25 protein-coding genes and 1 pseudogene are annotated in these 26,933 nt (G+C 76.2%); 14 read left to right on the top strand and 12 right to left on the bottom strand.

The window, feature by feature from the left end; genetic code table 11:
* Window positions 1-336: 336 nt before the first annotated feature.
* Entirely contained in the window at window positions 337-1,134 is a 798-nt protein-coding gene (locus tag K353_RS28620; RefSeq protein WP_111556410.1) for a maleylpyruvate isomerase family mycothiol-dependent enzyme, read from the top strand.
* Window positions 1,135-1,289: 155 nt separating this feature from the next.
* Here the strand turns inward: K353_RS28620 and K353_RS28615 are convergent, their stop codons facing one another.
* Entirely contained in the window at window positions 1,290-1,460 is a 171-nt protein-coding gene (locus K353_RS28615; protein WP_111556443.1) for a hydrophobic protein, read from the bottom strand.
* Between the two features lie 142 nt (window positions 1,461-1,602).
* On the opposite strand from K353_RS28615, the gene K353_RS28610 reads away from it, so the two are divergent.
* The 3 genes from K353_RS28610 (at window position 1,603) to K353_RS28600 (ending at window position 4,674) form a co-directional block, all read left to right on the top strand.
* Window positions 1,603-1,776 (top strand): CsbD family protein, encoded by a 174-nt coding sequence (locus K353_RS28610; RefSeq protein ID WP_111556409.1) that lies wholly within the window; start codon window positions 1,603-1,605, stop codon window positions 1,774-1,776.
* A gap of 419 nt (window positions 1,777-2,195) precedes the next feature.
* Window positions 2,196-3,365, top strand: a complete 1,170-nt coding sequence (locus K353_RS28605; RefSeq protein WP_233533888.1) for an AI-2E family transporter — start codon at window positions 2,196-2,198, stop codon at window positions 3,363-3,365.
* Between the two features lie 139 nt (window positions 3,366-3,504).
* A complete protein-coding gene (locus K353_RS28600; RefSeq protein WP_111556408.1) occupies window positions 3,505-4,674 on the top strand; it encodes an acyl-CoA dehydrogenase family protein in 1,170 nt (389 codons plus the stop codon).
* 103 nt (window positions 4,675-4,777) lie between these two features.
* On the opposite strand, the gene K353_RS36120 is transcribed toward K353_RS28600, so the two are convergent.
* The 3 genes from K353_RS36120 to K353_RS34550 form a co-directional block, all read right to left on the bottom strand.
* Window positions 4,778-5,620, bottom strand: a complete 843-nt coding sequence (locus K353_RS36120; RefSeq protein ID WP_233533887.1) for a hypothetical protein — start codon at window positions 5,618-5,620, stop codon at window positions 4,778-4,780.
* 291 nt (window positions 5,621-5,911) lie between these two features.
* Window positions 5,912-6,907, bottom strand: a complete 996-nt coding sequence (locus tag K353_RS28590) for a glycosyltransferase family A protein (protein ID WP_111556407.1) — start codon at window positions 6,905-6,907, stop codon at window positions 5,912-5,914.
* Between the two features lie 236 nt (window positions 6,908-7,143).
* Window positions 7,144-7,995 carry a lytic transglycosylase domain-containing protein gene (locus K353_RS34550; protein ID WP_111556406.1) on the bottom strand — a complete coding sequence of 284 codons (852 nt, stop codon included), beginning with the start codon at window positions 7,993-7,995 and terminating at the stop codon, window positions 7,144-7,146.
* A gap of 539 nt (window positions 7,996-8,534) precedes the next feature.
* Between K353_RS34550 and K353_RS28580 the strand changes: the two genes are divergently transcribed.
* Window positions 8,535-9,854, top strand: a complete 1,320-nt coding sequence (locus tag K353_RS28580) for a metallophosphoesterase (protein ID WP_111556405.1) — start codon at window positions 8,535-8,537, stop codon at window positions 9,852-9,854.
* A 73-nt stretch (window positions 9,855-9,927) separates the two neighbouring features.
* Here the strand turns inward: K353_RS28580 and K353_RS28575 are convergent, their stop codons facing one another.
* Window positions 9,928-10,398 (bottom strand): DUF2000 domain-containing protein, encoded by a 471-nt coding sequence (locus tag K353_RS28575; protein WP_111556404.1) that lies wholly within the window; start codon window positions 10,396-10,398, stop codon window positions 9,928-9,930.
* Window positions 10,399-10,447: 49 nt separating this feature from the next.
* On the opposite strand from K353_RS28575, the gene K353_RS28570 reads away from it, so the two are divergent.
* Together K353_RS28570 and K353_RS28565 are read left to right on the top strand one after the other, a co-directional pair.
* Window positions 10,448-11,251, top strand: coding sequence for an AraC family transcriptional regulator (locus K353_RS28570; protein ID WP_111556403.1), 804 nt, complete (start codon window positions 10,448-10,450; stop codon window positions 11,249-11,251).
* A gap of 187 nt (window positions 11,252-11,438) precedes the next feature.
* Window positions 11,439-12,668: a glycoside hydrolase family 6 protein gene (locus tag K353_RS28565; RefSeq protein ID WP_111556402.1), complete on the top strand. Its 1,230-nt coding sequence runs from the start codon at window positions 11,439-11,441 to the stop codon at window positions 12,666-12,668.
* 122 nt (window positions 12,669-12,790) lie between these two features.
* On the opposite strand, the gene K353_RS28560 is transcribed toward K353_RS28565, so the two are convergent.
* Window positions 12,791-13,258, bottom strand: coding sequence for a MarR family winged helix-turn-helix transcriptional regulator (locus K353_RS28560; protein WP_111556401.1), 468 nt, complete (start codon window positions 13,256-13,258; stop codon window positions 12,791-12,793).
* 158 nt (window positions 13,259-13,416) lie between these two features.
* Between K353_RS28560 and K353_RS28555 the strand changes: the two genes are divergently transcribed.
* From K353_RS28555 to K353_RS28535, 5 genes and pseudogenes are all read left to right on the top strand, one after another.
* The gene (locus tag K353_RS28555) at window positions 13,417-14,265 is read left to right on the top strand and encodes an alpha/beta fold hydrolase (protein ID WP_111556400.1); all 849 of its coding nucleotides are present in this window, start codon (window positions 13,417-13,419) and stop codon (window positions 14,263-14,265) included.
* Window positions 14,266-14,417: 152 nt separating this feature from the next.
* Window positions 14,418-15,161, top strand: a complete 744-nt coding sequence (locus K353_RS28550; RefSeq protein ID WP_111556399.1) for an ABC transporter ATP-binding protein — start codon at window positions 14,418-14,420, stop codon at window positions 15,159-15,161.
* Window positions 15,162-15,271: 110 nt separating this feature from the next.
* Window positions 15,272-16,993, top strand: coding sequence for a DUF6297 family protein (locus tag K353_RS28545; protein ID WP_233533886.1), 1,722 nt, complete (start codon window positions 15,272-15,274; stop codon window positions 16,991-16,993).
* Between the two features lie 398 nt (window positions 16,994-17,391).
* A pseudogene (locus K353_RS28540) lies at window positions 17,392-18,027 on the top strand (TetR/AcrR family transcriptional regulator); the annotation flags it as partial.
* Window positions 18,028-18,384 (top strand): VOC family protein, encoded by a 357-nt coding sequence (locus K353_RS28535; RefSeq protein ID WP_370447675.1) that lies wholly within the window; start codon window positions 18,028-18,030, stop codon window positions 18,382-18,384.
* 39 nt (window positions 18,385-18,423) lie between these two features.
* Here the strand turns inward: K353_RS28535 and K353_RS28530 are convergent, their stop codons facing one another.
* Entirely contained in the window at window positions 18,424-18,783 is a 360-nt protein-coding gene (locus K353_RS28530) for a 5-carboxymethyl-2-hydroxymuconate Delta-isomerase (protein WP_111556398.1), read from the bottom strand.
* 615 nt (window positions 18,784-19,398) lie between these two features.
* Here K353_RS28530 and K353_RS28525 point away from each other — a divergent pair.
* The gene (locus tag K353_RS28525) at window positions 19,399-21,411 is read left to right on the top strand and encodes a SpoIIE family protein phosphatase (RefSeq protein ID WP_111556397.1); all 2,013 of its coding nucleotides are present in this window, start codon (window positions 19,399-19,401) and stop codon (window positions 21,409-21,411) included.
* A gap of 75 nt (window positions 21,412-21,486) precedes the next feature.
* On the opposite strand, the gene K353_RS28520 is transcribed toward K353_RS28525, so the two are convergent.
* The 5 genes from K353_RS28520 to K353_RS28500 form a co-directional block, all read right to left on the bottom strand.
* On the bottom strand, window positions 21,487-21,915 hold the full coding sequence (locus K353_RS28520; RefSeq protein ID WP_111556396.1) for an SRPBCC family protein: 429 nt from the start codon (window positions 21,913-21,915) through the stop codon (window positions 21,487-21,489).
* 185 nt (window positions 21,916-22,100) lie between these two features.
* Window positions 22,101-22,487: a M48 family metallopeptidase gene (locus K353_RS28515; protein WP_111556395.1), complete on the bottom strand. Its 387-nt coding sequence runs from the start codon at window positions 22,485-22,487 to the stop codon at window positions 22,101-22,103.
* A 193-nt stretch (window positions 22,488-22,680) separates the two neighbouring features.
* Window positions 22,681-24,096 carry a hypothetical protein gene (locus K353_RS28510; RefSeq protein WP_158585502.1) on the bottom strand — a complete coding sequence of 472 codons (1,416 nt, stop codon included), beginning with the start codon at window positions 24,094-24,096 and terminating at the stop codon, window positions 22,681-22,683.
* 242 nt (window positions 24,097-24,338) lie between these two features.
* Window positions 24,339-24,773, bottom strand: a complete 435-nt coding sequence (locus K353_RS28505) for a Zn-ribbon domain-containing OB-fold protein (RefSeq protein WP_111556393.1) — start codon at window positions 24,771-24,773, stop codon at window positions 24,339-24,341.
* 185 nt (window positions 24,774-24,958) lie between these two features.
* Entirely contained in the window at window positions 24,959-25,687 is a 729-nt protein-coding gene (locus K353_RS28500; RefSeq protein WP_111556392.1) for a TetR family transcriptional regulator, read from the bottom strand.
* A gap of 97 nt (window positions 25,688-25,784) precedes the next feature.
* Here K353_RS28500 and K353_RS28495 point away from each other — a divergent pair.
* A partial coding sequence (locus K353_RS28495) for an acyl-CoA dehydrogenase family protein (protein ID WP_111556391.1) occupies window positions 25,785-26,933 on the top strand: 1,149 nt, incomplete at its 3' end.

Here is a 26,933-nt window from a genome sequence, read left to right as displayed (position 1 = left end):
CACGCCCCTGCACGCGCCCTCGGTGGTGTGGAGAGGCCCTGCTGATGAGCTCGCACCGCACCTGCCCGCCCTGGACGCCGGAACCGCCGGAGCGGCGTCCGTCGCGGGGAAGCCGTCGCCCGTCGACCGCCACCTCGCGATGTGGTTCCTCGACGCGACTGCTCCCGGCCTCGGGCCAGTGGCCGGTGGCCGGTGGCCGGTCGCCGGGCTGAACGACGCCCCGGCGAACCCGACCGGCCACCCCGGCCGCGCGGCGAGACGGACCGGAGCATCCACCGTCACCGGCGGGTGGGAAAATGGCTGTCCGGCCGCGCGGCACGGTGGTAGACATCCGGCGTGGAGAAGAATCTTGAATTCCCGGACCTGCTGGGACTGATCGACGAACGGTCGACCGCCTTCCGCGCCTCGGTCGCCGCCGCGCCCAGCCTCGACGCGCAGGTGCCGACCTGCCCGGAGTGGACGCTGTTCGACCTGGCGAAGCACCTGGGCGGGGGAGACCGCTTCTGGGCCGCCATCGTCGGTGCTGGGCCCGCCGACGGCCCCCCGGCCGAAGCCGTCGCCGCGCGCGCCGCGCTGGACGTGCCGCGGGAGCGCGAGGCCCTGCTGGCCTGGCTGGCCGCGTCGACGCAGCTCCTGCTGGGCGCCCTGCGCGAGGCGGGCCCGGACGCGGGCTGCTGGGCGTGGTGGAGCGCGCTGCAGACGCCGCGGAGCTCCGGCGGAGTCGCCCGGCACCGGGTCCAGGAGAGCGCGGTGCACGCCTACGACGCCCAGCTCGCCGGGGGAGCCCCGCAGCCGCTGCCGACCGGGCCGGCCCTCGACGGCGTCGAGGAGTTCCTGTTCACCTGCGTCGCGTCGCCCAGCGCCTGGCCGCACGAGCCCGCCACCTTCGACTTCCACGCCACCGAGGGCCGCTCCTGGCGCCTCACGGTCGACGGCGACGGCGCCCGCTCCGCCCGTCTCCCCGCGCCCGCTGCCGCGGACGGTGCGGGCCTGGAGCCGGCCGGCGTCTCCGTCCACGGCACGGCCGGTGAGCTGGTCCTCTACCTGTACGACCGCGTCCCGGCCGGGTCCCTGCGGGTCGACGGGGACGCCGGGCTGCTCGACCTGCTCCGGGCCTGGGAGCCGGAGGAGTAGGCCGGAGCAGTGGGTCGGGGGGAACAGGCCGGGGGAACAGCTCAGGGCAGTCAGGGCAGCAGGGCGGGCCGGCGGCGCCGGTTCATGCCACCAGCCGCTTGGGCCGCCCCGGAAGTCCGGGGCGGCCCAAGCGGCCGGTGCGGTGCGGGCGCGTCCTACCAGCGGTACCAGCGGTGGCGACCGCCGGAGGGGTGGGCGCCGCGGGCCACGAAACCGACCAGCCAGACCACCAGGACGATCACGGCCACCAGCCACAGGACCTTCACTGCGAAACCGGCGCCGAACAGCAGCAGAGCGAGGAGCAGGACCAGTAGAAGGGGAACCACGACAGCCTCCAGGATCTCGATGTCGCGGCCTCTGCTGCCCCCGGCCACCGCGAATATTCGTGGGAATCTTCCGTCCGGCACGGGGCACCCGGTTGTTCGTCAGCGTGAACGACAGCGTGAAACCGGCAGCCAGGAGGCAGAGATGAGCATGGGCGACAAGGTCGAGAACACCGGCGACAAGCTCAAGGGCGCCGTCAAGAAGAACGTCGGCAAGGCCGTCGGCAACGAGCGCTTGGAGGCGGAGGGCCGGGCTGACCAGGCCAAGGGCGACCTCAAGCAGGCCAAGGAGAACGTCAAGGACGCCTTCCGCAACTGAGCGGCCCCCCGCCGCTCCGGTCAGGGTCCGGCCCGAAACGGTCGGACCCGGACCACTCCGCCGCACGACCCACCGGTCGTGCGCGGCAGACCAGTTGGGCACGACCCACCAGTTGGGCACGGCCCGCCAGCCACCGCTGCGCCGCACGCGCAGCGGACACCGACTCCGCCCCGGCGTGATCCCACATCTCCGCCGCGGCGGTGCGGCCGGTGAAGCATGACCCGGCCGAACGGCCCCGGGCATCGGGCACCCTCACCGGTGCGTGCCCGGGGCCGCGCCGCGTCCCCACCCCACCCCCGGCACCGCCCCGGCCGGTCCCGCCCGCGCACCGGTCGTCCCCGAGGGGCTTCGACTCGCCGCGACGGGGCAACCGGACGGTGCCCCCAGCACAGGCCCGCGAGCGGAACGGACCCACGACGATGAAGATGCCACCGGGACTGCGCGTCGTCACCACCGGCGCGGCGGACGGAATACGCCGTCGGCTGCTGGTGCCCCCCGACGCGGCCCCGGCCGCCCCCGTGGCCGACCCCCCGCCGTCCGAGGCGCCCGCACGGCGTTCCTCGCTCGCCCGCCTGCCCGGGTTCTCCACCGGACTGCGCCTGGCGCTCGGCGCACTGACCGGCTGGTTCCTCTTCCGCCAGCTGCTGCGCCTGGAGGAGTTCCTGACGCTGCTCCTGCTGTCCGCCTTCCTCGCGGTCAGCCTGGAGCCGATCGTCGCCGCGCTGTGCCGGCGCCGGCTGCGGCGCGGCTGGGCGGTGGCCGCCGTGCTCGGCGTCTTCCTGCTGCTGACCGCGGGCTTCCTGCTGCTGGTGGTCCCCCCGGTGGGCCAGGAGGCGGGCGTACTGGCCCGCCGCATCCCGCTCTGGCTGGACCAGGTGCACGACCACCACTCCCTCCTCGGCCGGATCGAGGACCGCTTCCACCTCGCCGAGCAGGCCAAGAACGCCCTCGGCGGCAGTGGCGGGCCCGGCCTGATGGGCGGCGTCCTGGGCGCCGGACGGCTGCTGCTCGACACCGTCACCTCGGTGACCGTGGTCGCCACCGTGACCCTGTACCTGATGGCGGGCATGCCCGACATCAAGGAGTTCTGCTACCGCTTCGTGAAGGGCAGCCGCCGCGCCCGGGCCCGCGAGCTCACCGAGGAGATCCTCACCCGCACCGGGCGCTACATGCTCGGCAACCTGGTCACCTCGGTGATCGCGGGCCTCGCCACCGCCGTGTGGTGCGCCGCGGTCGGCGTGCCGTACGCCGCCGCCCTCGGTGTGTTCGTGGCCCTGATGGACCTGGTGCCGATCGTCGGCTCCACCATCGGCGGCATCGTCGTCAGCCTGGTCGCGCTCGCGGTCTCCTGGCCGGTCGCCCTCGCCACGGCCGGTTTCTACATCGGCTTCCGGCTGCTGGAGGACTACCTGATCATGCCGCGGACGATGAAGTTCGCCGTCGACGTCCACCCCTTCGTCACCATCGTGGCCGTCCTGGTCGGCGGCGCGCTGCTGGGCATCGTCGGCGCACTGGTCGCCGTCCCGGCCGCGGTCGCCCTCGGCCTGCTGCTGGACGAGTTCGTCTTCCCGCACCTCGACCACCGCTGACCGGCCATCGCCGGCCGACCACCGTTGGCCGCCCACCGCTGACCGGCCGGGGCGGCGACCGGCGTCGAAGGGCGATCAAGGGGTAGGCGCACCCGGGGCGGCACCGTCGCCGCCCCGTCGCCGAACCGAGGAGTGCACCATGACCGACACCGTACTGGCGGAGGACCTGTACCGGTTCGAGGACCTGCTGGCCCCCGAGGAGGCCGAGGTGGTGCGGCGGGTCCGCGACTTCCTGGAACGGGAGGTCGCCCCGCACGCCGACGAGTGGTGGGGCCGGGCCGAGTTCCCGCACCAGCTGATCCCCCGGTACGCCGAACTCGACATCTGCGGCCTCGCGTACCGGGAGAAGCCCGCCAGCAGCCTGCTGAACGGCTTCATCGCGCTGGAGATGGCCCGGGTGGACGCCTCGATGGCCACCTTCTACGGCGTCCACTCCGGACTGGCCATGGGCAGCATCGCCCGCTGCGGCTCCCCGGAGCAGCGCGAGCGCTGGCTCCCGGCGATGGCCCGGATGGAGCGGATCGGCGCCTTCGCGCTGACCGAGCCGCAGGGCGGCTCCGACGTCGCCGCCGGACTCCGCACCACCGCCCGGCGCGACGGCGACACCTGGGTGCTGAACGGGGCCAAGCGCTGGATCGGCAACGCCACCTTCGCCGACCTGGTGGTGGTCTGGGCCAGGGACGAGGAGACCGACCACGTCCTGGGCTTCGTCGTGCAGGGCGACAACCCGGGGTTCAGCGCCACCCGGATCGAGAACAAGATGGCGCTGCGCACCGTGGAGAACGCGGACGTGGTGCTCACCGACTGCCGGGTCCCCGAGGCGGACCGCCTGCAGCGGGCGGAGGGCTTCCGCGACACCGCCGACGTGCTGCGGCGCACCCGGAGCGGGGTGGCCTGGGAGGCGGTCGGGGTGATGCTCGGCGCCTACCGGATCGCGCTGGACTACACCCGTCAGCGCGAGCAGTTCGGCGGCCCGATCGCCCGCTTCCAGCTGGTCCAGGACCTGCTGGTGCGGATGCTCGGCAACGCCACCTCCTGTCTGGGGATGGTGGTGCGGCTGGCCCAGCTGGAGGACGCCGGCACCTTCCGGGACGAGCACTCCGCCCTGGCCAAGGCGTACTGCACCACCCGGATGCGGGAGACCGTCGGCTGGGGCCGCGAACTCCTGGCGGGCAACGGCATCGTGCTGGACTACAGCATCGCCCGCTTCGTCGCCGACGCCGAGGCGCTCTACTCCTACGAGGGCACCCGGGAGATCAACACCCTGATCGTCGGCCGGGCCGCCACCGGCATCGGCGCCTTCGTCTGACCCGGACGGCCCCGAAGGACTCGACGTCCCCGAAGCCCCTGACGCCGGACCAGGGTTGACGGGTGGTCACCGCTCCCTGACGCACCGCCGCCCCGACCTCCCGTCAGGAGCTTTCCGGCGAGGTGGTGTGCTGCTGCGGGATCACCGGCAGCGCCGGGTCGGCCAGTCGGGGGAGCGGGGCCGCCACCGGCGCGGCGGTGGCGGCGGGAACGGGAGCGGTGACGGCGGGAGCGGGAGCGGTGGCGGGAACGGGGGCGGTGGCGGCCGGGGGCACCGGCTGGATCTTGTCGTCGCGCTCGTCGTCGCCCGCACCGGCCTTGGTGGTCAGGACGGTGTCGAACACCTCGCGGAGCTTGTCGGTGGCCTGCTTGGAGAACAGCCCGCACAGCCCCGCGATCCCGGCGAAGCCGTAGGGGTTGGTGGCGGTGCCGTCGGTGCCGTTGGCGAACAGGCCGCCGCGCAGCAGGAAGTACACCAGCAGGGCGAGCGCGCCGCCGATCGCGGTGCGCAGCAGGTACCAGGGCAGCCAACTGGGCAGCAGCTGCCGGTTGCCGGCGTAGGTGGCGAAGGAGGTGGCGGCGTGCACGAAGCTGCCCAGGCCGCTGGCGGCGAGCACGGCCAGCAGCATCGCGGTGTTGGAGGTCAGGTGCCAGGGGCCGAGGCCGAGCACCGTCCACGGCAACGGGTCGCCGGTCGGGGCGTGTTCGGCGGTCAGCGTGGTGAGCGGCGTCCAGACGCTGATCAGCACCGCCATGCAGGCGAACGCCTCGACCAGCAGCAGCGCTCCCAGCGGCAGCAGCGCCCAGCCGGACAGCTGCCGCTGGGGCGGCAGTTGGCCGGACGGTTGCGGGGTCGGCCCGCCGGCGGTCCCGGACGCGTCGGTGGCCGACGGGTCCGCGGCCGGGGCCGGCGTCGGAGCCGCTGACGGGGAAGCGGAGGAGGACATCGGGGAGTTCGCCTTCCGGTCCGGTGGTGCCTGCACGGAACTGGGCGCGGTGCGCTGGGCGCAGGGACGGACGCCGACTGTCCGCGCGGACGGACTCTACCCTCCGCACCCGTCCGACGGTGCGTCAGGACGCGGCGTGGGACGCGCCGGGACGTGCCGGGCCCGGTCGGGAAACGGCGGGCGACGGGGCGCGACGGGGTGCGCGGTGGAGCGGACGGAGCGTCAGGGCGTCGGGTCCCCGCGCCCCCGCGCGCCCCGGTCCGGTCCCGTCCCGCTCCGCCGCGCGGCGGTTCAGCGGCGCCCGCCCGCGAGCCGGGAGAACTTGGCGACCTCGAAGGTGGCGTACGAATTCGAGGCCAGCAGCGAGAACTTGATGCCCTCGCGGCCCTCGGGGCGGCGGTACCCGGTCGGCAGGAAGCGCCTGTAGTGCTCGGCGGCGCGCTGGAAGAACTGCGGGCGCTCGGCGCGGGTCAGGCACCCGGGCAGGTCGAAGACGAACAGGTAGTGCCGGACCATCCTGGTGAACAGGTGCGGGCGCACGGCGGCGGCGACCGGCCCGGTCCCGGCCGGCTGGGCGTCCAGCAGCTCGAAGGTGCTCTCGTAGCGGTCGAACACGTCGAAGTGGCTGGCGCCCTCGCTGCCCGCCGGGTGCAGGGTGTGCCGACGGCGGATGGTGACGCACTCGCGGTCCAGCACCGCGACCCGGGTGGCGGCCAGCAACGAGCGGTGCACCGCCGAGATCTCCTCGTAGAAGCCGTCCGGGAAGGCCGGGATGGTCCCGCTGCGCATCAGCCGGTCCCAGACGAGCGGCGGGGCGCCGAACAGCTCGGGGCGCTCGGCGGGGGAGAACACCGCGGGCCCGGCGGCGGCCAGCAGTTCGGCCGCGTTGCCCGGCCAGACCTTGCCCCGGTACTCCCGGTTGTGGCCGAACAGCAGCACGTCGACCTCGCCGGTCTCGGTGAGCCGCGCGTCCATCGCCTCGAACGCGTCCTCGGGCAGCAGGTGGTCGGCGTCCAGGAACAGCAGGTACTGCCCGCGGGCGTGCGCGGCCCCGGCCATCCGGGCCCGCCCGATGCCGGTCTCGGCGTCCAGCCGCAGCACCCGCACCCGGGCGTCACGCAGTTCGTACGCCTCGACCAGCCGCTCGGGACAGTGCTCGGACGGGGTCTGCACCACGATGATCTCGAATTCGCGGAAGGACTGCCCGAGCAGGGAGTCGAGGCATTCCTTCAGTTGTCCTTGCTCGTCGTAAGCGGGCAGCACGACGGTGATCAGTGGTGGGGCCATGGCCGGGAGGCTAGGGGTGGGGACAGCCTCAGGCAAAGGTCGGAAGCCGCACCAAAGCGACGATACCGGACACCGGCCACGGGAAGTTCGCGTAATCTTCACCGAACGGACATGACTGTGCGATGAAATGTCCGGATAGGGGACGGAACGCCGTGACTTGCTGACGTATCGTCAGATGTACGCCCGGTGGCCGAGCTGCGGAGACACCGTGCGAGCACGCCCCCGGAGTCGCCCGATCAGTACCAGTTGTGCGCCTGCCAGAACGACCACGCCGCGCACGGGCTCCCGTACGTCTCGTTCATGTACGCCAGCCCCCAGGTGATCTGGGTGGCCGGGTTGTCCCGCCAGTCGGCCCCCGCCGACGCCATCTTCGAACCCGGCAGCGCCTGCATCAGCCCGTACGCGCCCGAGGACGCGTTGGTCGCATGCACGTCCCAACTGCTCTCGCGCTCCACGATGTTCGAGAAGCACTGCAACTGGCCCGCCGGGACGATCCGCGCCGCGATCTGCTGCGGCGTCCCGCCGTACGGGGAGGCCGAGGGCAGCGACGAGGACGGGGACCCGGCCCGGGCCGACGGCGAGGCGGTGGCGGACAGCGACGGGCGCTGCTGCGCGCGGGCGGCCGCCGACGCAGAGGCGGACGCCCGGGCCTTCGCCTCCGCGGCGGCCTTCGCCTGCGCGGCGGCCTCGGCCGAGGCGGACGCCTCCGCGCTCGCGCTCGCACTGGCGCTGGCGTCGGCCTCCGCCCGGGCGGACGCCTCCGCCGCGGCGGACGCGGACGCGGAGGCCGACGCGGACGCCTCGGCCTCCGCCTCCGCCTGGGCCTGCGCCTGTGCCTGGGCCTCGGTGGAGGTGGCGGCGGACGCGGAGGCCGAGGCGGGAGACGGCGATCCGAAGGCGTCCGCGGACAGTTGCGGGCTGCCGGCCAGCACCGGGTCGGCGGTGGCGCCGGCCGCGCCGCCGTTCTGCGGCAGCGCGAGCGCCAGGGTGGCGGTGCCCGCGACCGCGAGCGTGGCGATGCCGGTCACCAGGGTGTGCCGGTGGCAGTGGAGCTTCTCCGAAAGGGTCAGGGTCCTGCGGTGGCGCATGGCGACCTCTCCTCGCACGGGGCCGGACGGCCGGGACGGACACGCCGGCCGCCGACCGGGACGCGGAGCGCGCCACGGGCCCGGCGGCCGGAGGACCGGCCGGGGCGCACCCGGTGCACGCGGTGGCAGGAGTCCGGCGGCCGAACCGGCCGGACTGCCTGGGGACGGGACATTCTTGACAGACGCCGGACAGCCGAACAACGGCCCTCGGAACTACGCCCCGTAGTAGCGGACCCGGCACCCCGAGCGGCACCGCCAGGGCCCGGCCGCCCCGCGCGGCCGGTGGCGACCGCTGTCCCCGGTCCCCCCGAAAACCGCCTCCGACCTGCCAGTTCACCGACCGGTCGCCCGTCCGCCGACCGCCCCGGGGGTCCCCGCCCGTGATCCGCCGCACACCAACTATCCGGGATCGTCGACCGCCGCCCCGATGTGCGCGGGCTCACAAGGGGTGATCGGGAACCGAACCCGGACCGGCACGCAGCGCACCCGGACCACCACCCGCCGTCCACCGCGCCGGGCCCACCGCCGATACTGGCCCGATGATGATCGCGGTCGTGGCGGTGGCGGCCCTCGGGCTGCTCGGACTGATGCACTGGTACCTGTGGCGACGCCTGGTCCGGGACGTCTCCCGCCCCGGCGGCCCCTACCGGCGCACCGGCACCGCGCTGGCCCTCCTGCTCCCTGCGCTGATGCTGCTGGCGCTGATCGGCGGCCGGGCCTTCCCGCTCGCGGTGGAACGCTGGTTCGCCTGGCCCGGCTACCTCTGGGCGGCCCTCGGCCTCTACCTGCTGCTCGCCCTGCTGGCCGGCGAGGCACTGCGTCCGCTGCTGGTCCGCCTCCGCCGCCCCCGTCCGCGCGCTGCCGCCGCCCGGCCGGAGACCGCCCGCCCGGAGCCTGCCGAACCGGAGTCCGCCCCGCCCGCCGCGCCGGTCGAGCCCGCCGAGCCCGCCGAGCCCGCCGAGCCGGTCGAGTCCGCCGAGCCGGTCGTGCGGAGCGCTGCCGAGAGCACTGCGGAGAGCGCGGTCGAGAGCGTCGCCTCACGTCGGCTGTTCGTCTCCCGGGTGGTGGCCGGCGGAGCCGCGGCGGTGGCCGTCGGGGTGGTCGGCACCGGCACGTACGGGGTGCTGCGCGGGCCGCGGGTCAAGCAGGTAACGGTGCCGCTGGCGAAACTCCCGCGCGTAGCGCACGGCTACCGGATCGCGGTGGTCAGCGACATCCACCTCGGGCCGATCCTCGGCCGGGCGCACACCCGGCGGATCGTCGACACCATCAACGCCGTCCAGCCCGACCTGATCACCGTGGTCGGCGACCTGGTCGACGGCACCGTCTCCGAACTCGGCCCGGCCGCCCGCCCGCTGGCCGACCTGCGGGCCAGGGACGGGGCGTACTTCGTCACCGGCAACCACGAGTACTTCTCCGGCGCCGCGCCCTGGGTGGAGTTCGTCCGCGAGCTGGGCGTGCACCCGCTGGAGAACGACCGGGTCGAGCTGCCCCGGTTCGACCTGGCGGGCGTCAACGACCTCGCCGGCACCGCGCACGGCCAGGGCCCCGACTACGACCGGGCGCTCGGCGACCGCGACCGCACCCGCGCCGCCGTCCTGATGGCGCACCAGCCGGTCACCATCCACGACAGCGTGCGCCACGGCGTCGACCTCCAGCTCTCCGGCCACACCCACGGCGGTCAGCTCTGGCCCGGCAACTACCTGGCCGAACTGGCCAACCCCACCGTCGCGGGCCTGGAGCGCTACGGCGACACCCAGCTCTACGTCACCCGCGGCGCGGGCGCCTGGGGCCCACCGGTCCGGGTCGGCGCGCCCTCCGACATCACGGTCGTCACCCTCGCCTCGCTGCACGCCTGACGCCCGGGGCCGGGACGCCCCGGGCCGCCCGGCCCGGGGCGCGCGGCCGGGACGGAGGCGGGGGGCCGGGTCGTCAGGGGTGCATCCGGGCTCCCTTGAGCACCTTGTCCACCGCGTTGCGCGGGCCGTGCAGGGCCAGGCCGACCAGGTCCAGCGCCGTGGTCGGCACGGCCCGGACCGCCGCCCGGTTGTCGCGGTCGTTGCCGGTGGCGAACAGTTCCGCGGTGAACACCGCCGTCGGCAGCCCGCGCGCCAGCGCCCGCCCGTGCGCGGCGGCCAGCAGCTCGGACCCGCCCTCCAGGACCAGCACCGGCTGGCGGAACATCGGCAGGTAGTCCGCGCCGTCCGCGTCCAGGTACGGCTCGCCGATCAGCTCCGGGACGGCGGTGCCCAGCCCGCTCACCAGGAAGGCCGTCACGTTCAGCCGCTGCCACGGTGCGAGGTCCGCGCGGAGCAGCACGGCGATCTTGCTGTCGAAGCGGACGGGCGCGGGGGAGGGGCCGGTGCCGGGAGCGGGGTCGGGGGAGGTCGGGGTGTTGTCCATGGAGTGAGCGTGCCGCCCGCCGCGCCGTCCGGTCTTGTACGTTCTTCGCATGCCCGCAGCGCCGCCGGAGGAGACCGCCGCCTGGCGCCCGTCCGTCCCCGGCGTGGTCGAGGTGTTCCACGCGCACTTCACCGTGCACCGCTACCCCATGCACGTCCACGAATCCTGGACGCTGCTGATCGTCGACGACGGCGCCGTCCGCTACGACCTCGACCGCCACCGCCGGGGCACCCCGCACGACATCGTCAGCCTGCTGCCCCCGGACGTCCCGCACAACGGCTCACCGGCCACCGAGGACGGCTTCCGCAAACGCGTGCTCTACCTCGAACCAGGCCAACTGGGACGGGAGTTGATCGGCCCGGCGGTCGACGGGCCGGACCTCGCCGACCCGCTGCTGCGCCGCCGGGTCGGACAGCTGCACACCCTGCTCGGCCGGCCCGGCGAAGAGCTGGAGGCCGAGAGCCGGCTGGCCCTGATCGCCGAACGGCTCCGCCACCACCTGCGCCCGCGCGCCACCGCTGCCGCGCCGGCCCCCGCCGCCGGACTCGCCCACGGCCTGCGCGACCTGCTCGACGCCCGCCTCACCGAACGCACCACCCTCGCCGACGCCGCCGACCGGCTGCACGCCCACCCCGCCCACCTGGTCCGCACCTTCACCGCCGCGTTCGGCCTCCCCCCGCACCAGTACCTCACCACCCGCCGGATCGACCGCGCCCGCCGCCTCCTGCTGGACGGCCACCCCCCGGCCGCCGTCGCCACCGCCCTCGGCTTCCACGACCAGTCCCACCTCGCCCGGCACTTCCGCCGCATCGTCGGCACCACCCCGGGCCGCTTCGCGGGGCGGCGCCGGTGACCGCGGGGCGAGCGGCGGGGCGGGGCGGGCGGCGCGGGCGGGTGAAAGTTTCAGCGCGGAAGGGCCGTCGGCGGGGGTTCCGCTGCGGGTTCGGGGGCCGGGGCCGGGGCGGTCTTGACGGGACGGTGGCGGGGTGGCTGCATGGGCGGCTCCGCCACCCCACCGATCCCTGCCGGGGAGACCTGCCATGCGCCCGACCCACCCCGTCCGAGCCGCGCTCTCGCTGGCCGTGCTGCTCGCGTCCGGCCTCGGACTCGCCACCGCGCCCGCCCAAGCCGCCGCGCCCGCCGCGCCCGCCGCGTCCGGGGCGCGGACCCTCGCCCCGGACACCCGGTTCTACGTCGACCCGGCGAGCAAGGCCGCGCAGCAGGCGCTGGCCGACCTCAAGGCGCACGACCTGGCGGGGGCCGCCGCGATGGCGCAGCTGGCGTCCTGGCCCATCGCACAGTGGTTCAACGGGACGGCGACCCCGCAGGAGACCACCGACGCGATGGCTGCGCTCCAGGCGAAGGCCGCCCTGGCCCGGCAGGTGCCGGTCACCGTGGCGTACAACGTGCCGGGCCGGGACTGCTCGCAGTACTCGGCGGGCGGCGCGTCCAACGGCACCGAGTACGCGGCCTGGATCGACGCCCTGGCCCGCGGCATCGGCGACCGCAGGACGGTGGTCGTCCTGGAGCCGGACGGCCTCGCCCTGTCGCCCGCGTTCTGCGGCGGCACCGCCGCCCAGCAGCAGGACCGCCTCGCCGAGATCTCCGGCGCCGTGGACCGGCTGGAGCGCCAGCGCGGCGCGATCGTCTACCTGGACGCCGGGCACAGCACCTGGCAGAACGTCGGCACCCAGGCGCAGCTGCTGATCGACGGCGGCGTGGCGCGCGCGCAGGGCTTCTTCCTGAACGTGTCGAACTACCAGACCGACGCCTCGCTGATCCGCTACGGCACCCAGGTCTCGCAGTGCGTCTGGTACCTGCGCAACACCCCGGGCGCCACCGCCGACTCCTGCGCCAACCAGTACTGGCCGGACGCCGACGCCGACGCCTGGTACGCCGAGCACGTCCCCGCCACGGCCGAGCTGACCCACTTCGTGATCGACAGCAGCCGCAACGGCCGGGGCCCGTGGACGCCGGAGCCCGGCAAGTACACCGGCGACCCGCAGACCTGGTGCAACCCGCCCGGCCGCGGCCTGGGCACCCGCCCCACCGCCGACACCGGCCGGGCCCTGCTGGACGCCTTCCTCTGGGTCAAGGTCCCGGGCGAGTCCGACGGCAGCTGCACCCGCGGCACGGCCGGCCCGGCCGACCCCGAGTACGGCTCGGTCGACCCGGTCGCGGGCGGCTGGTGGCCCGCGCAGGCCCGCTCCCTGGCGGACAACGCGACCCCGAAGCTGACCTTCAACACCCACCTGTTCCCGTCGCACTGACGGCACCCGATCGACGGACGCCCGGGCGGGCCCCACCCGCCCGGGCGTCCGCGCGTCCGCAGTCCCGCGCCTCCACCGGCTACCCGGCCCCGCCGCCGTCCGCAGGCCCGCGCCTCCACCGGCTACCCGGCCCCGCCGCCGTCCGCGTGCCGGGCGACGATCTCCCGCATGGACGCCAGGAAGCCCTCGACGGTGGCCCGTTCGGCCGGGGACAGCCCGTCGACCAGGGCGACCGTCTCGCCGATCAGCGGCCCGAAGAAGCCCTGGCCGAGGGCCACCGCCCGCTCGGTGACCTCCAGCAGCACCCGCCGCCGATCGTGTGGGTCGCGGGCGCGGCGGACGTGGCCCAGCCGCTCCAGCCGGTCCAGCACGGCGGTGGTGCCCGCCGAGTTGACGCCCAGCTCGCGGCCCAGCCGCCCGGGCGTGGCGGGCGTTCCCGTCCGGGCGGCATCCAGCAGCGCGATCAGCGCCCGCAGGTCGGTCGGGTGCAGGCCGTGGCGCTGCGCGAACGCGGCGGCCAGCAGGTCGAGTTCGACGGTCAGCGCGCGCAGCTGGTGGACGGTGCGCAGGCCCGGGCCGGGGTCGGTCATCCGGTCGGCCTCTCTGGGGACGGGGGCGGGGCAGGACGGGGTGATTGTTCGGGGGCGGCCCCGTCCCGCATAGTATCTCGCTGAGCGAGAAGCTTGCTGCACGAGATGATTGCCGAGCGAGACGACTGCCGAGCGCGGCAACTGCCCGAGGAGCCCCTATGGGATTCGACCGGTCCGCCTTCCTGTCCGCCTACGACGCCCTGCTCGACCGCTGGCCCGTCCCGGTCGACCCCCTCGACCTCGCCACCCCGTACGGCACCACCCGGGTCAACGCCGCCGGACCGCCCGGCGCCCCGCCCCTGCTGCTGCTCCACGGCGGCGGCGCGACCGCCGCCGGCTGGTGGGCCAATGTCGGCGAACTCGCCCGCACCGCCCGGGTGTTCGCCGTCGACCGGATCGGCGAGGCCGGCCGCTCCGACCCGGCGGGCCGGCCCCGACCGCGCACCGTCGAGGACCTGCACGGCTGGCTGGACGCCGTCCTCGACGCGCTCGGCGTCGACCGCGCCGACCTGTGCGGGCACTCGTACGGCGGCTGGATCGCCCTGTCCTACGCGCTGCGCCGCCCCGCCCGGGTCTCCCGGCTGGCGCTGCTCGACCCGACCGGCTGCTTCACCGGCTTCCGCCTCCCGTACCTGCTGCACGCCGCCCCGCTGCTGGCCCGCCCCAGCGAGCGCCGGGCCCGCGCCTTCCTGGCCTGGGAGACCGGCGGCGCCCCGCTCGATCCGGACTGGGTCCGCCTGTACGGCCTCGCCGCGGCCTTCCCCGCCGCCCGCCCCGTCACCGGCCCCCGCCCCGGCCCCGCGGCGCTGGCCGCCCTCGACGCCCCGTGCCTGGTCCTCCCCGCAGCCGACAGCCGCAGCCACGACCCGCACACCCTCGCCGCCCGCGCCACGGCCCTGCTGCCCCGGGCCCGGGTCCGCACCCTGGCCGGGGTCTCCCACCACGGCCTGCCCCACCTGCACCCCGCCGCGCTGAACGCCGAACTCGCCGACTTCCTGGCCCGGTAGGAGCCGTCTCCACCCCCGCCGTCGCCCACAAGGCAGCCGCGCGGCGGCCGGTGCGGTGCGGGCGCGCGCCGGGGAGTCGCGGGGCGGTGGGCGGGGGCGCCGGGCGGCGGGTCCATACTTGGGCGGTCCGTCCGTCGAGAGGCATCCTCCGCATGGCCAAGAACTCCGCCGCACCGCGTGCCCGCGCACGCCGGGCGCTGCTGCAACTCACCGGGGTGAGCCGCTCGTACGGCGGCCGGGAGGTGCTGCACCCCGTCGACCTCGACCTGGCGGCCGGCGAGTGCGTCGCCCTGCTCGGGCACAACGGCTCCGGCAAGTCGACCCTGCTGCGGATCGCCGCCGGGCGCGACCTGCCGACCAAGGGCACGGTGCGCTTCGACGGCCTGGCGATGAACGAGAACGACCCCCGGATCCGGGCCCGGGTCGCGGTCGTCGGCGACACCGTCGCCTGCTACCCCGACCTCACGGTGCGCGAGCACCTGCTGCTGGTCGCCGTCGCGCACGGCGTCGCCGACGCCGCCGACTGGGTCGACCAGGTGCTGGCGGACCGCTCGCTCACCGAACGGGCCGACGCCCTGCCCTCCGCCCTCTCCTCGGGGCAGATGCAGGCCCTGCTACTGGCCTGCGCGCTGGTCCGGCCGCGCGACCTGCTGCTGCTCGACGAACCCGAGCAGCGCCTCGACCCGCAGGCCCGCCGCCGCCTCGCCGAACTCCTCACCGCGGAACTCGCCGACGGGGTCGCGGTGCTGCTGGTCACCCACCACGGCGACCTGGCCCGGGAGGTCGCCGACCGGGTGGTGGTGCTGGAGGAGGGGCGGGTCGTCCGCCAGGGCCCGCCCGCCGAGATCCTCGCCGCGGACGCCCCCGGCTACCCCGCGTCGGCCGGGGCCCGGTGAACCGCCCGGTGAACCGCCCCGAGGCCCAGGCCGGAGCCGCGGCCGGAGCCACCGCCGGGGGCGAAGCCGAATCCGTGACCGGGGCCGGGGCCGAAGCCGAGGCGGCGGCCGTGGCCGTGGTCACGGAGGACCGGCCCGAGGACGCGGCCCCCGCCCCCGCCACTGCCGCCGAGTGGACGGCGGACGACGACTGGACCGACGAGGCGCTGGCCCTGCTGCGCGCCCTGCGCGCCCCGCACCGGCGCAACCGGTTCAAGCAGGTCGCCTTCGGGCTCTACTGCACCCTGCTGATCCTGGTGATCTGGGGCGGCGTCCCCAGCTTCGGCCTGTTCCTCCAGGCGTCGATGGGCGCGGACTACACCACCCACGGCCCCGGCCTGCTGGCCGCCCTGCCCAGCGGCATCGCCGCGGCAGGGCTGGCGACGCTGCTGCTGGCCGTCCGCGACGGACTGTGGCGCGGGCCGGTCGTCCCGCCCCGGGCCACCACCGACTGGCTGCTGGCCCACCCGGTCCGGCCCCGGCCGGTGCTGCGCCCGTGGTTCTGGCTCTCCTGCGGGCTGGCCGCCCTGCCCGGGCTGGTGCTGGCCGTCGGCGGCATGGTCGCGCTCGGCCTGACCGTGCGGGTCGGCCTGCCCGCCGCGCTCGGCTGGTGCCTGGTGGGCGGGGTGTGCCTGCCGCTGCTGGGCGTCTGCGCGGGCCTGCTGGTGCAGCACAGCCCGCGGGCCGCCCGCTGGGCGCGCACCCTGACCCCGTACGCGACCGTGCTGGTCCTGGCGCTCGCGGTGCAGAGCGGGCTGGCCGTCGCGGGCCACCCCGTGTCCTGGCTGGAGCGGGTCGAGCTGTGGTCGGGCCCGTGGGGCTGGGCCGGGATCGCCGCGCTGGCCCCGACGCCCGCCGCCGTCCCGGGCGGCTGGTTCGCCGCCGCGCTGCTGCTGGTGCCGACCGCGCTCGGTCTGGTGCTCGCCGACCGGGCCGTCGCCACCGTCCCGCTGCCCCTGTTGCGCGAGCGGGCCCGGACGGCCGCCGGGGTGCTGGCCGCACTGCGCACCGTCGAGCTGCGGGCCGCCCGGCTGGCGGTGGCCGGAGCCTCCGGCGGCGGACGGCCGCTGCGGGTCCGGCTGCCCGCACCCCGGCGGCCCCGGCTGGTGCTGTACTGGCGCGACGCCCTCTCGCTGCTGCGGGCCCCGGCCCGGCTCGGGCGCGCGGTGCTGCTGACCGTGCCGGCGCTGCTCTGCGCGGTGCTGGCGCACGGCGCCCGGGGCGGGCTGTCCTGGGCGGTCACGGTGCTCGCGCTGCTGTTCGGCTACCTGGCCGCGGCCCAGCTGCTAGAGCCCGCCCGGATCGAGACCGACGACGTCCGCCGGGCGTCCTGGTCCCCGTACCCGTTCGCCGAGCTCATGCTGCGCCACGCGGTGGTGCCCGCCGGGCTCGGGCTGGTCCTGGCGGCGGCCGGGGCGGGCGCGGTGCTGGCGTCCGGCGGCGGTGCGGCGGCCTGGCTGACGCCGCTGGCCGTCCCGCCGCTGGTCGCGGCCGGGCTGGTGAACGCCTGCCGCGGCGCGGCCCGCCGCGACCTGCTGTACCGCTCGGCGCAGCCGTCCGGCGGGAGCACCGGTGTCGCGGTGTTCGCCGCCTGGTACGCGGCCGGACCGGCGGTGGCCCTGCCGGTGCTGGCCCTGCCGTTCTCGGCGGCGCTGCGCGCCGGGTCGGCGTCCTCGCTGGTCCAGGCGCTGGTGATCGCCCTGGTGCTGGCCGCGCTCCTGCTCTACTGGGCCCACGCCCGGGCGGGCCGCCTGCCCGCGCAGAGCCGCCCCGGTCCGGCGGGGCCGCAGTAGGGCGGCGGCGGGGCAGCGGAGGGTGATCGCCGCCGGTAGCGCCGGGCGACCGCGCCGGAAGCGGCTCCGGACGCCCGGAGCGGGTGGGGCAAGTGGGGGTGATCGGTGCCGCGCCGCCCGTCGAGCGGCCCGACGACGCCCGGCCGAGGCCGTCGCGTGGGTCGCGGTCCGGGCGGACGTCCGGCAGCATGCGACGCATCCGGCGTCGTGGTCGTGCTTCCCCGGCGTGCCCGGTGCTTGCCCTCCGCCGTTCCTGCCGTCCTTGGGCGGGCCGGGGCCGTCGGCAAATTTGCGGTACCGCACATATACGCAAACGCAAGTTTGCGTGAAGGTAAGTGCGGGCACGAACATATGCGTCGGCGCATGATTGCGGGCGCGCAGGACGATGTGGAACGCTGATGCCCGTGACGACGCCTGGGCTGCGGGAGCGGAAGAAGCGGGCTACCCGGGAGGCGCTGCGCGAAGCGGCGCTGCGGCTGGCCCTGGAGCGGGGGCCGGACGAGGTGCGGGTGGAGGACGTCGCCGAGGCGGCCGGAGTCTCGCCGCGCACTTACCACAACTACTTCGCCGGGCGGGAGCAGGCGATCGTCTCCGCCGTCACCGCCGACCGGGAGGAGCGGGTCGCCGCGGCGGTCGCGGCCCGGCCCGCGCGGGTGCGGCTGGCCGACGCGGTCACCGACGCGGTGGTCGAGCAGTACACCGGCACTGGCGAGCGGGCCCCCGAGGCGCTGCGGCTGATCGCCGCCCGGCCCGCGCTGCGCGAGGCGTTCCTCGGCACCACCGCCGGGATCGCGGCCCCGCTCGCGGCGGCGATCGCCGGACGCCTGGACGGCGCGGGGGCGGAAGGGGCCCGGGTTCTCGCGGCGGCCACCGCCGCCGCGGTCCGGATCGCGCTGGAGGACTGGCTCCGCCCGCCCGCGACCGGCCCGGCCGGGGGCCAGGCCGGCCCCGACGGCTCGCTGCCCGAGCGGCTGCGCGCGGCGCTGGCCCCGCTCGGGCCCGCGTTCGACGCCGCAGAGCGGCCCGCCCGTCCGGTGCGGCGGGTGGTGCCGAACCTGCGGGTGGCGGGGGAGGGGGAGCGGAAGCGGTCGGAGAACCGGGAGTTCTACGGGCGGCTGGGGTTCGAGGAGGCCATGAACCACGGCTGGATCATGACGCTGGCCGGGCCCGGCAGCCCGACCGCCCAGGTGAGCCTGATGGCCCGGGACGCCACCGCGCCCGTGGTGCCGGACCTGAGCGTAGAGGTGGCCGACGTGGACGCCGCGCACGCCGCGATGCTGGCCGCGGGGGCCGAGATCGTCCACCCGCTGAGCGACGAGGAGTGGGGCGTGCGCCGCTTCTTCGTCCGGGACCCGAACGGCCGGGTGGTGAACGTCCTTGGCCACCGCTGAGCGGGCGGGGTGGTCACCGGGCGGGCGGCCACCGGGCGACTACCAGCCGGTGCGCAGGCGGTAGGAGGCCGTCAGGTCGCGGACCTCCGCCGAGCGCACCACCTCGCGGCCCAGCACGGGGCGCAGGTGCTTGTCGAGCAGCCGCAGCACCTCCTCCGAGAGCCGGGCCTTGAGCCCCTCCGGCCGTCCGGGCAGCAGGCCGATCGCGATGTGCACGAAGGCCACCAACTGCCCGTCCGCGGCGTCGACCCAGGTCTCCGCCGCCGGGCGGAAGAAGGTCTTGCACACGCCCCGGGACGCCACCCACTCGCGCACCAGCGGGTGCAGCTCGCGGACGAAGCCGGGGCGGTCGAAGGCGTCGGCGAGCTGCGGCGAGTAGTCGACGGTGATGTGGGGCATGGCGAGACCTCTCCGCGCAGACGCTTGGCTTCTACATCCACCCATCCTCTCCCCGGCCCACCCCACCCCCGCGCCCGGGGTGCCCCGCGCGCCCGCGGAGCGGACACCACCGGGCGGACAGCGATCACCAGCGCCCCCACCACCGCCCGCCCGGCCCACCGCCCGCCCGGCCCGACACCGCCCGCCCGGCCCGATTCCGCACCGCACGCGGGTCGACCCGGACCTCCGCGGCCGTCGGCGGGAACCAGTCGATGCCGTGGGCGTGCGGTCAAGCGGGTAGCCGCGCGCGCGCCTCGGCGGATCCGGGTGGTCCAGCGCGCGGACCCGCTCCTCCTCGTCCTCGTCCACGGCCCCCTCCTCGGCCCGTCCCGTCGGCTGCCTGACGCGCTGTCACGCCAACGGGCACCGGTGGGAACCGGCTCGCCGACCCGGGAAATCCGGGCGCGGCCATTGGCCCGCTCCGAGCCGGGAGTGTAGGAATGGGCGTATGACCCGGTTTCGGGCAGCACCCGGTGCACGCAGCGTGGCGGGCGGTACCCCTCCGCGACGGCTGTCCATCGCCGCACGTCCCGCCCCGGCGGCCCGCGTGGCGCCCGCCCCCGCCGGACGGCCCGGATGAGGCCCGCCGCGGACGGGCGGGGCCGGCACCGCGATCCCATACCGGTCGTCGTCCGCGAGGCGGTGCTGCTGCTCGACCCCGACCGGGTGCTGCGCCACGCCAACGACGAGGCCCGCCGCCTGCTCGACCTGCCCGCCGACTGCGAGGGCCGCCCGCTCGACGCGTTCGACCTGCCGCCCGCCCTGACCGCGCTGCTGCACGGCTCCGAGGAGTTCACCGACGCCCGCGCCGTCGTCCACGACCGCGTCCTCGGCGTCGATCTGCACCCCACCGACCGCTCCGGCGGCCCGTCCCACCTGATCGCCACCCTGCGCGACACCGCCCCGCTCAACGGGCCCGACACCGCCCGGCTGCGCCTGGAACTGCTCTACCGGGCCGGCGCCTCGATCGGCACCACCCTCGACATCACCCGCACCTGCCAGGAACTCGCCGCGGCCCTGGTCCCGGCGTTCGCCGACTTCGCCTGCGTCGACCTGTACGAGGGCGTGCTGGCCGGCGGCGAACCGCGCCCCGGGCAGAGCCGCCCGCTGCACCGCGCCGCGCTGGCCGGCATCGGCGAACTGCCGCCGCTGCTGGCCCCCGGCTCGCCCGTCCCGCTCGTCCCCGGCACCCCCCGGGCCCGGGCCGTCGCCGGGCTGCGCTCGGTGGTCGAACCGGACCTGTCGTCCGCGCTGGCCGCCTGGGACGAGATCCACCCGAGCACCGTCGCGGCGATGCGCGACCAGGGCGTGCACACCCTGGTCACGGTGCCGCTGGCGGTCGGCGGGACGCTGCTGGGCGTGGCCACCTTCTGGCGGGCCCGCCCGCGCCCGGCCTTCGACGAGGAGGACCGCACCCTCGCCGAGGAACTCACCGCCCGCGCCGCCGTCCTGGTCGAGAACGCCCGCCGCTACACCCGCGAGCACACCATGGCCGTCGCCCTCCAGCACAGTCTGCTGCCCGCCGGGCTCCCCGAGCAGCACGCCCTGGAGGTCGCCTCCCGCTACCTGCCCGCGCAGGCCGGCGTCGGCGGCGACTGGTTCGACGTCATCCCGCTCTCCGGCGCCCGGGTCGCCCTGGTGGTCGGCGACGTGGTCGGCCACGGCGTGCACGCCGCCGCCACCATGGGCCGGCTGCGCACCGCCGTGCACACCTTCTCCTCGCTCGACCTCGCCCCCGACGAACTGCTCGGCCACCTCGACGCCCTGGTCAACCGCCTCGACCAGGAACACCCCGCGCCCGACGGCAGCGAACGCCCGATCACCGGCGCGACCTGCCTGTACGCCGTCTACGACCCGGTCGCCCGCCGCTGCACCCTCGCCCGGGCCGGCCACCCGCCGCCCGCCGTCGCCTACCCCGACGGCCGGGTCGAGATCGTCGACCTGCCCGCCGGGCCGCCGCTCGGCCTCACCGGCATGCCCTACGAGAGCGTCGAACTCGAACTCCCCGAGGGCAGCCGGCTGGTGCTGTACACCGACGGACTGGTCGAGTCCCGCAGCCACGACCTCGACCACGGCCTGAAACTGCTGCGCGCCGCCCTCGCCCACCCCGGCCGCGACCCCCGGCAGACCTGCGAGGACGTGCTGGCCGCCCTGCTGCCGGTCAACCCCGCCGACGACACCGCCCTGCTGGTGGCCCGCACCCGCGCGCTGCCCGCCGACCACGTCGCCGACTGGGAGGTCCCCGCCGACCCCGCCGCCGTCGCCCGCGTCCGGGCCGCCGTCACCCGCCGCCTGGCCGACTGGGGCCTGGCCGACCAGGCGTTCGCCGCCGAACTCGTGCTCAGCGAACTGATCACCAACGCCATCCGGTACGCCGCCCCGCCGATCCGGGTCCGGCTGCTGCGCGACCGGGCGCTGATCTGCGAGGTCCGGGACGGCTCGGCCACCTCCCCGCACCTGCGCTACGCCACCGACACCGACGAGGGCGGGCGCGGCCTGTTCCTGGTCGCCCAGCTCGCCGAGCGCTGGGGCACCCGCTACCCCGCCAGCGGGAAGGTCATCTGGGCCGAACTGCCGCTGGCGGAGTGACCGGGGGACGGACCGGGAGACGGGCCGGGGGACGGACCGGTGGGAGGGCCGGGAGACGGGCCCCGGGCCGGGCGCTCACTCCTCGCAGAGCTGCTTGAACAGCTCCAGGTCGGCGCGGACCGCCTCCTCCACCGCGTGGCTCTGCGCGTACCCGGCGTGCGGGCCGCCCAGCGACTCGGTCAGCTCCTGCGGGTCGTACTCCAGCCGCAGCTGCACCCGGGTGTGCGCGGCGTCCAGCTCCCGCAGCGCGAAGGTGCCGCGCAGCGGCGGACCGTCCACCGTCTCCCAGCTCATCACCCGGCCCCGCCCGTGGTCGGTCAGCTCCGCGTCCACCGCGTGCCGCTCGCCGCCGAACTCCACGTCCAGGTGCGCGTGGTGCCGGCCGTGGGCGCTGGCCTGCACCACCCCGGCGACGAACAGCGGGTACTCGGCGACCCGGTGCAGCTGCGACCAGGCCGTCCCGACCGGGGCGGTCACCTCGATCTGCTCCTCCAGCGTCCGCATCGGTCGGACCTCCGTTCCGTGCACCCCGAGGGCGCGCTCCCTCCAGCCTGCCAGGGGCCGGGCCGGGCGACGACAGCACGCGGACGGCGCCGGGGCCGGGACACGGGCGGACAGCGCACCGCCCCGGCCGGGGAACGGCCGGGGGCGGTGCGGTGCAATACGCCGCGGGGACGGGCGGCGGTGGCTCAGTCCTCCGGGAACTCCCCGTCGAACACGGCCGCCAGCCGCAGGTACGGGGCGGCCTCGGCGGACCGGCCCTGGCGCTCCAGGACGCGGCCGAGCACCAGGTGCGCGTAGGACTCCACCGGGTCGCGCGCGATCACCTCGCGCAGCTGCTCCTCGGCGCGGCGCAGCTGGGCCGAGTGGTAGTAGGCCCGGGCCAGCAGCAGGCGCGGGCCGACCTGCTCGGGCACCTCCGCGACCACGCCGGCCAGGATCAGCGCGGCGTCCGCGTACGCCTTGGAGTCGAAGAACAGCCGGGCGCGGGCCCAGCGTTCGGCCGCGCCCTCGTCCGGGGACACCAGGGCCGCGCCGAGCGGGCGGGGGTCGGTGGGGCGGAGGTCGGTGGTCATGGGCTGCTCCTTCCCGTTTCCGGGTCTCCCGCCGGGCCGCACCGGCCCGACAGGTGGTTGAACCTTCACCGACCTGGAGGTATTCCGGGCGGTGCGGCGGGGCCCTCCCACCCGGCCCGACCCGGCGTCGCCGCAGCTCATCGGCCTAGCAACTCAGCGGCCCAGCGACCCAACGGCCCAGCGGTCCAACGGCTCAGCGCGGGGCCGACAGCTCCAGCAGGCGGTGCATGAACGGCACCGGCAGGGCCGGGTTCGCCGCCGCCGCCTCCGGCTGCGCGTCCGGCTCCAGCGCCCGCAGCAGCGCCCGCCACGGCAGCCGCGGATCGGCCGCCGCCGCCCGCGCCACCAGGGCGTCGCGGTCCGCCGCCAGCGCGGCCGGCACCTCCGGCGCCAGCTCCGGATCGCGCAGCGCGGCCAGCCGCAGCGCGGGCTCCGGGCGCTCGGCCCAGCGGGCCAGGCCCGGCGCCGGGAACCGGGCGTCCGCCAGCAGCGCGGCCGGGCCCAGCAACTGCCCGTACACCGAGCGCAGCAGCGCGCCCGGCGCGTCCGCGCAGTGCTCCGCGAGCGCCAGGCGCACCCGCAGCTCACCGTCGGCCGCCAGCACCGCCACCACCGCCCGCGGCAGCCGCTCCAGCGAGGCGACCGCGCACCGCACCAGCGGGTGCGCCGAGCGGGCCAGCCGCAGCAGCTCCGCCGGATCGTCCGCCCGCTCGGCCACCCACGGCAGCGGCGGCGCGGCGTCCGGCAGCCGGCAGGCCACCGCCGCGCGCTGCTCCTCGGTCAGGTCGGGGCGCAGCGACACCGCCAGGCGCACCGCCCCGTCCGGGTCGGCCGCCAGGGCCAGCGCCAGGTCGGTGGGCAGCCGCGGGTTGCCCGCCGCGGCGGCCCGGATCCGCGGGTCGTCGTCCAGCACCAGCCACTCGCCCAGCGGCCGCTCCAGCGCCGCGGAGGCCGCCGTCCGCTCCCGGCGGGCCGGGTCGCTCTCGGCGATGTACCCGGCCAGCGTCACCGGCAGCTCGCGCTCCACCCGCAGCGCCCGCCGCACCGCGGCCCGCACCGCCGGGTCGCGGTCGGCCCGCAGCCCGGTCCGGATCCAGGGCGGCAGCTGCGGCCAGGACTCCGGCCGGACCGCCGCCGCGCGCACCGGTGGCGAGGTGTCCTGGGCCAGGGCCGCCAGCAGCTCCGGCGGCAGGCCCGCGCAGCCCGGCACCAGGCGGCGGGTCTCCGGGTCGCGGTCGGCGGCCAGCGCGGCCAGCGCCGCCGGGGGCAGCGCCACCCGGTGCGCGGCCGACGCGGCGGCCCGGCGGACCCGGCGCTCCCGGTCGCCGGCCAGGGCCGCCAGCGTCCGCGCGGACAGGTCCGGGCGCTCGGCCAGCGCCGCCCGCACCGTCCACTGCGGGTGCCGCAGCGCGGCCTCCAGCACCGGCGCCGGCAGCTCCGGGCGGCGCACCGGCCCGAGCGGTTCGGCGCCCTCCGCCAGCAGCCGCAGCAGCACCCCGGCCGGCGCCCCGGGATTGGCCGCCAGCCCGCGGCACCAGGCCCGCACCGGCGGCGGGCCGGACAACGGGTGCCAGACGGCGGCCGGTTGATGTGCGCTCAGACCGAGCACGTGCGAGTACCTCCCCCGGAACGGCAAACGCCATCGACCCTACCCGCGCGGCGGCGGTGCGTGCGCCGGTTCCGCCAGGCCGGCACAGCCGGGAGAAGACATGTCGGAAGTGTGCGCACGGCACGCACGTCCGAAGGAGAACGCCCCCGGTCGTGGCACCGGGTGCCACGACCGGGGGCGCGGGCCGGGCGCCGGTGGGGCGGCGGCCCGGAGACCTTCGGGGGGTGCTGCCGCCGGGGCGCTCAGGGGCGGGGCGCGAGCCGGAAGGTCAGCATCCGGCCGCCCTCCTCGCTGGTCACCAGGTGCACCCGGGCGCCGATCGGCACCGCGCCCGGCAGTCCGCCGAGCACGGTGGCCTGCACGGTGAAGCCCTCGTCCAGCACGATCAGGTACGGCCGCCCCAGGTGCGGGCCGCGCCGGGTCGGGCGCAGCAGGCGCTGCACCGTGCCCTGCCCGCAGGCCCGGGCGGGCGACAGGTCGGCCGAGCCGCACACCGGGCACAGCAGGCAGGACGCCGCGCTGGCCGAGTGGCACCAGTGGCAGCGCCGGTAGTCGAGTTCGGCCTCGCCGGCCGAGCCGGCGGAGTGCGCGGGGAAGGGCTGTTCGGCGAAGGGCTCGAACGGGGCGAGCGGGGCGTGCGGGGCGTGCGGTGCGGACGGGGCGAGCGTGAGGGTCATGGCCGTCTCCTCCCTGGACCTGGGTGCGCCGCCGTACCGCCGCCCGGGAGCGAGCGTGCGGTCGGGGCGTCTGCCAGAAGGACGGTATGGCACTCAGTGCCTCGTGTAAAGGTACCGAGTGCCAGTCATATCGGACGATGTTCGACAGGCTGTCAGCTCTGCGGCCGGACCGGCCGACCGGCCCGTCAGCCCTCCAGGGCCGCCTCCACCCCCTGCACCACCCGCCACATCGGCGTGCCGCGCCGGGCCACCATCACCACCACCTCGTCGTCCTGCGAACTGCCGCCCCCGCCGCCCTCCGCGCCGTCCCCCCAGGTCGCCGCCACCAGTTGCAGCGCCTCGTCCACCGCCGCGCCCACGTCGCCCTCGCCGCCCGAGCGCAGCCAGGCCCGCAGCGCGTAGTTGTGCGCCGCGACCACCGCCGCCGCGATCACATCGGCCCGCAGCGCGCCGTCCGAGCGGGCCGCGTACCGGGTGCGCAGGTGGCCGGCCAGGGTGCGCTCGTAGCGCCAGACCACCGACAGCTCGTGGATGCGCAGGGTGGGCACCTGCTTGGTCAGCCGGTAGCGCCCCACCGAGAAGGCCGGGTTGCCCGCGTACATCCGCAGCACCAGCCGGGCCGCGTCGCACACCTGCTCCACCGGGTCGCCCGCCGGGTCGGCCGCGCCCAGGAAGGCGGTCATGTCCGCCAGGCAGCCGTCGTGGTCGGGGAAGACCACCGCCTCCTTCGACGGGAAGTACCGGAAGAACGACCGGCGGCCGACCCCGGCGAGCGAGACGATGTCGTCGATCGTGGTCTGCTCGAAACCCCGCTCCGAGAACAGCTCGAACGCCGCCTCGACCAGCGCGTCCCGCATCGTCGGCCGGGCCGCTCCGCCGCCGGGCGCCCGGTCCTGCTCATGCACCTCGCTCATACCGGGACGGTAGCACCGACCAGGCGGTTCGGGCTGGGCCGGACGGCACTGAGTGTGCATAATCGGGGGTACTGAGTGCCACACCGAGGAGACTGCCATGACCCAGGACTTCGACCTCTACCGGCTCGGCGAGGAGCACGTGATGCTCCGGGAGTCGGTGCGTGCGCTGGCGGAGGCGAAGATCGCTCCGTTCGCGGCGGCGGTGGACGAGGAGGGGCGTTTCCCGCAGGAGGCGTTGGACGCGTTGCGGGCGGCGGAGCTGCACGCGGTGCACGTGCCGGAGGAGTTCGGTGGTGCGGGGGCGGACGCGTTGGCGACGGTGCTGGTGATCGAGGAGGTGGCGCGGGTGTGCGCGTCGTCGTCGTTGATCCCGGCGGTGAACAAGCTGGGGTCGCTGCCGGTGCAGCTGTCGGGGTCGCGGGAGTTGAAGGCGAAGTACCTGGGGGCGCTGGCGCGCGGCGAGGGGATGTTCTCGTACTGCCTCTCGGAGCCGGAGGCGGGTTCGGACGCGGCGGGGATGCGGACGCGGGCGGTGCGCGACGGGGACTTCTGGGTGCTGAACGGGGTGAAGCGGTGGATCACCAACGCGGGGGTGTCGGAGTTCTACACGGTGATGGCGGTGACCGATCCGGAGAAGCGTTCCAAGGGGATCTCGGCGTTCGTGGTGGAGAAGGGCGACGCGGGCGTCTCGTTCGGGGCGCCGGAGAAGAAGCTGGGGATCAAGGGCTCGCCGACGCGTGAGGTGTACTTCGACGACGTGCGCATCCCGGCGGAGCGGATGATCGGCGCGGAGGGCACGGGCTTCGCCACGGCGATGCGCACGCTGGACCACACCCGGGTCACCATCGCGGCGCAGGCGCTGGGCATCGCGCAGGGCGCGCTGGACTACGCCAAGGGCTACGTGAAGGAGCGGCGGCAGTTCGGCAAGCCGATCGGCGACTTCCAGGGCGTGCAGTTCATGCTGGCCGACATGGCGATGAAGCTGGAGGCGGCCCGGCAGCTCACCTACGCGGCGGCGGCCAAGTCCCAGCGCTCGGACGGCGACCTGACGTTCTTCGGGGCGGCGGCCAAGTGCTACGCGTCGGACGCGGCGATGGAGATCACGGTGGACGCGGTGCAGCTGCTGGGGGGGTACGGGTACACCCGGGACTACCCGGTGGAGCGGATGATGCGGGACGCGAAGATCACCCAGATCTACGAGGGCACCAACCAGGTCCAGCGCATCGTCATGGCCCGCAACCTCCCC

The organism is Kitasatospora sp. SolWspMP-SS2h, from assembly GCF_003259315.1.
GTDB classification, from domain to species: domain Bacteria; phylum Actinomycetota; class Actinomycetes; order Streptomycetales; family Streptomycetaceae; genus Kitasatospora; species Kitasatospora fiedleri.
Note: the sequence above shows the minus strand (reverse complement) of the source record. Positions and strands in the feature narration are given on the sequence as shown.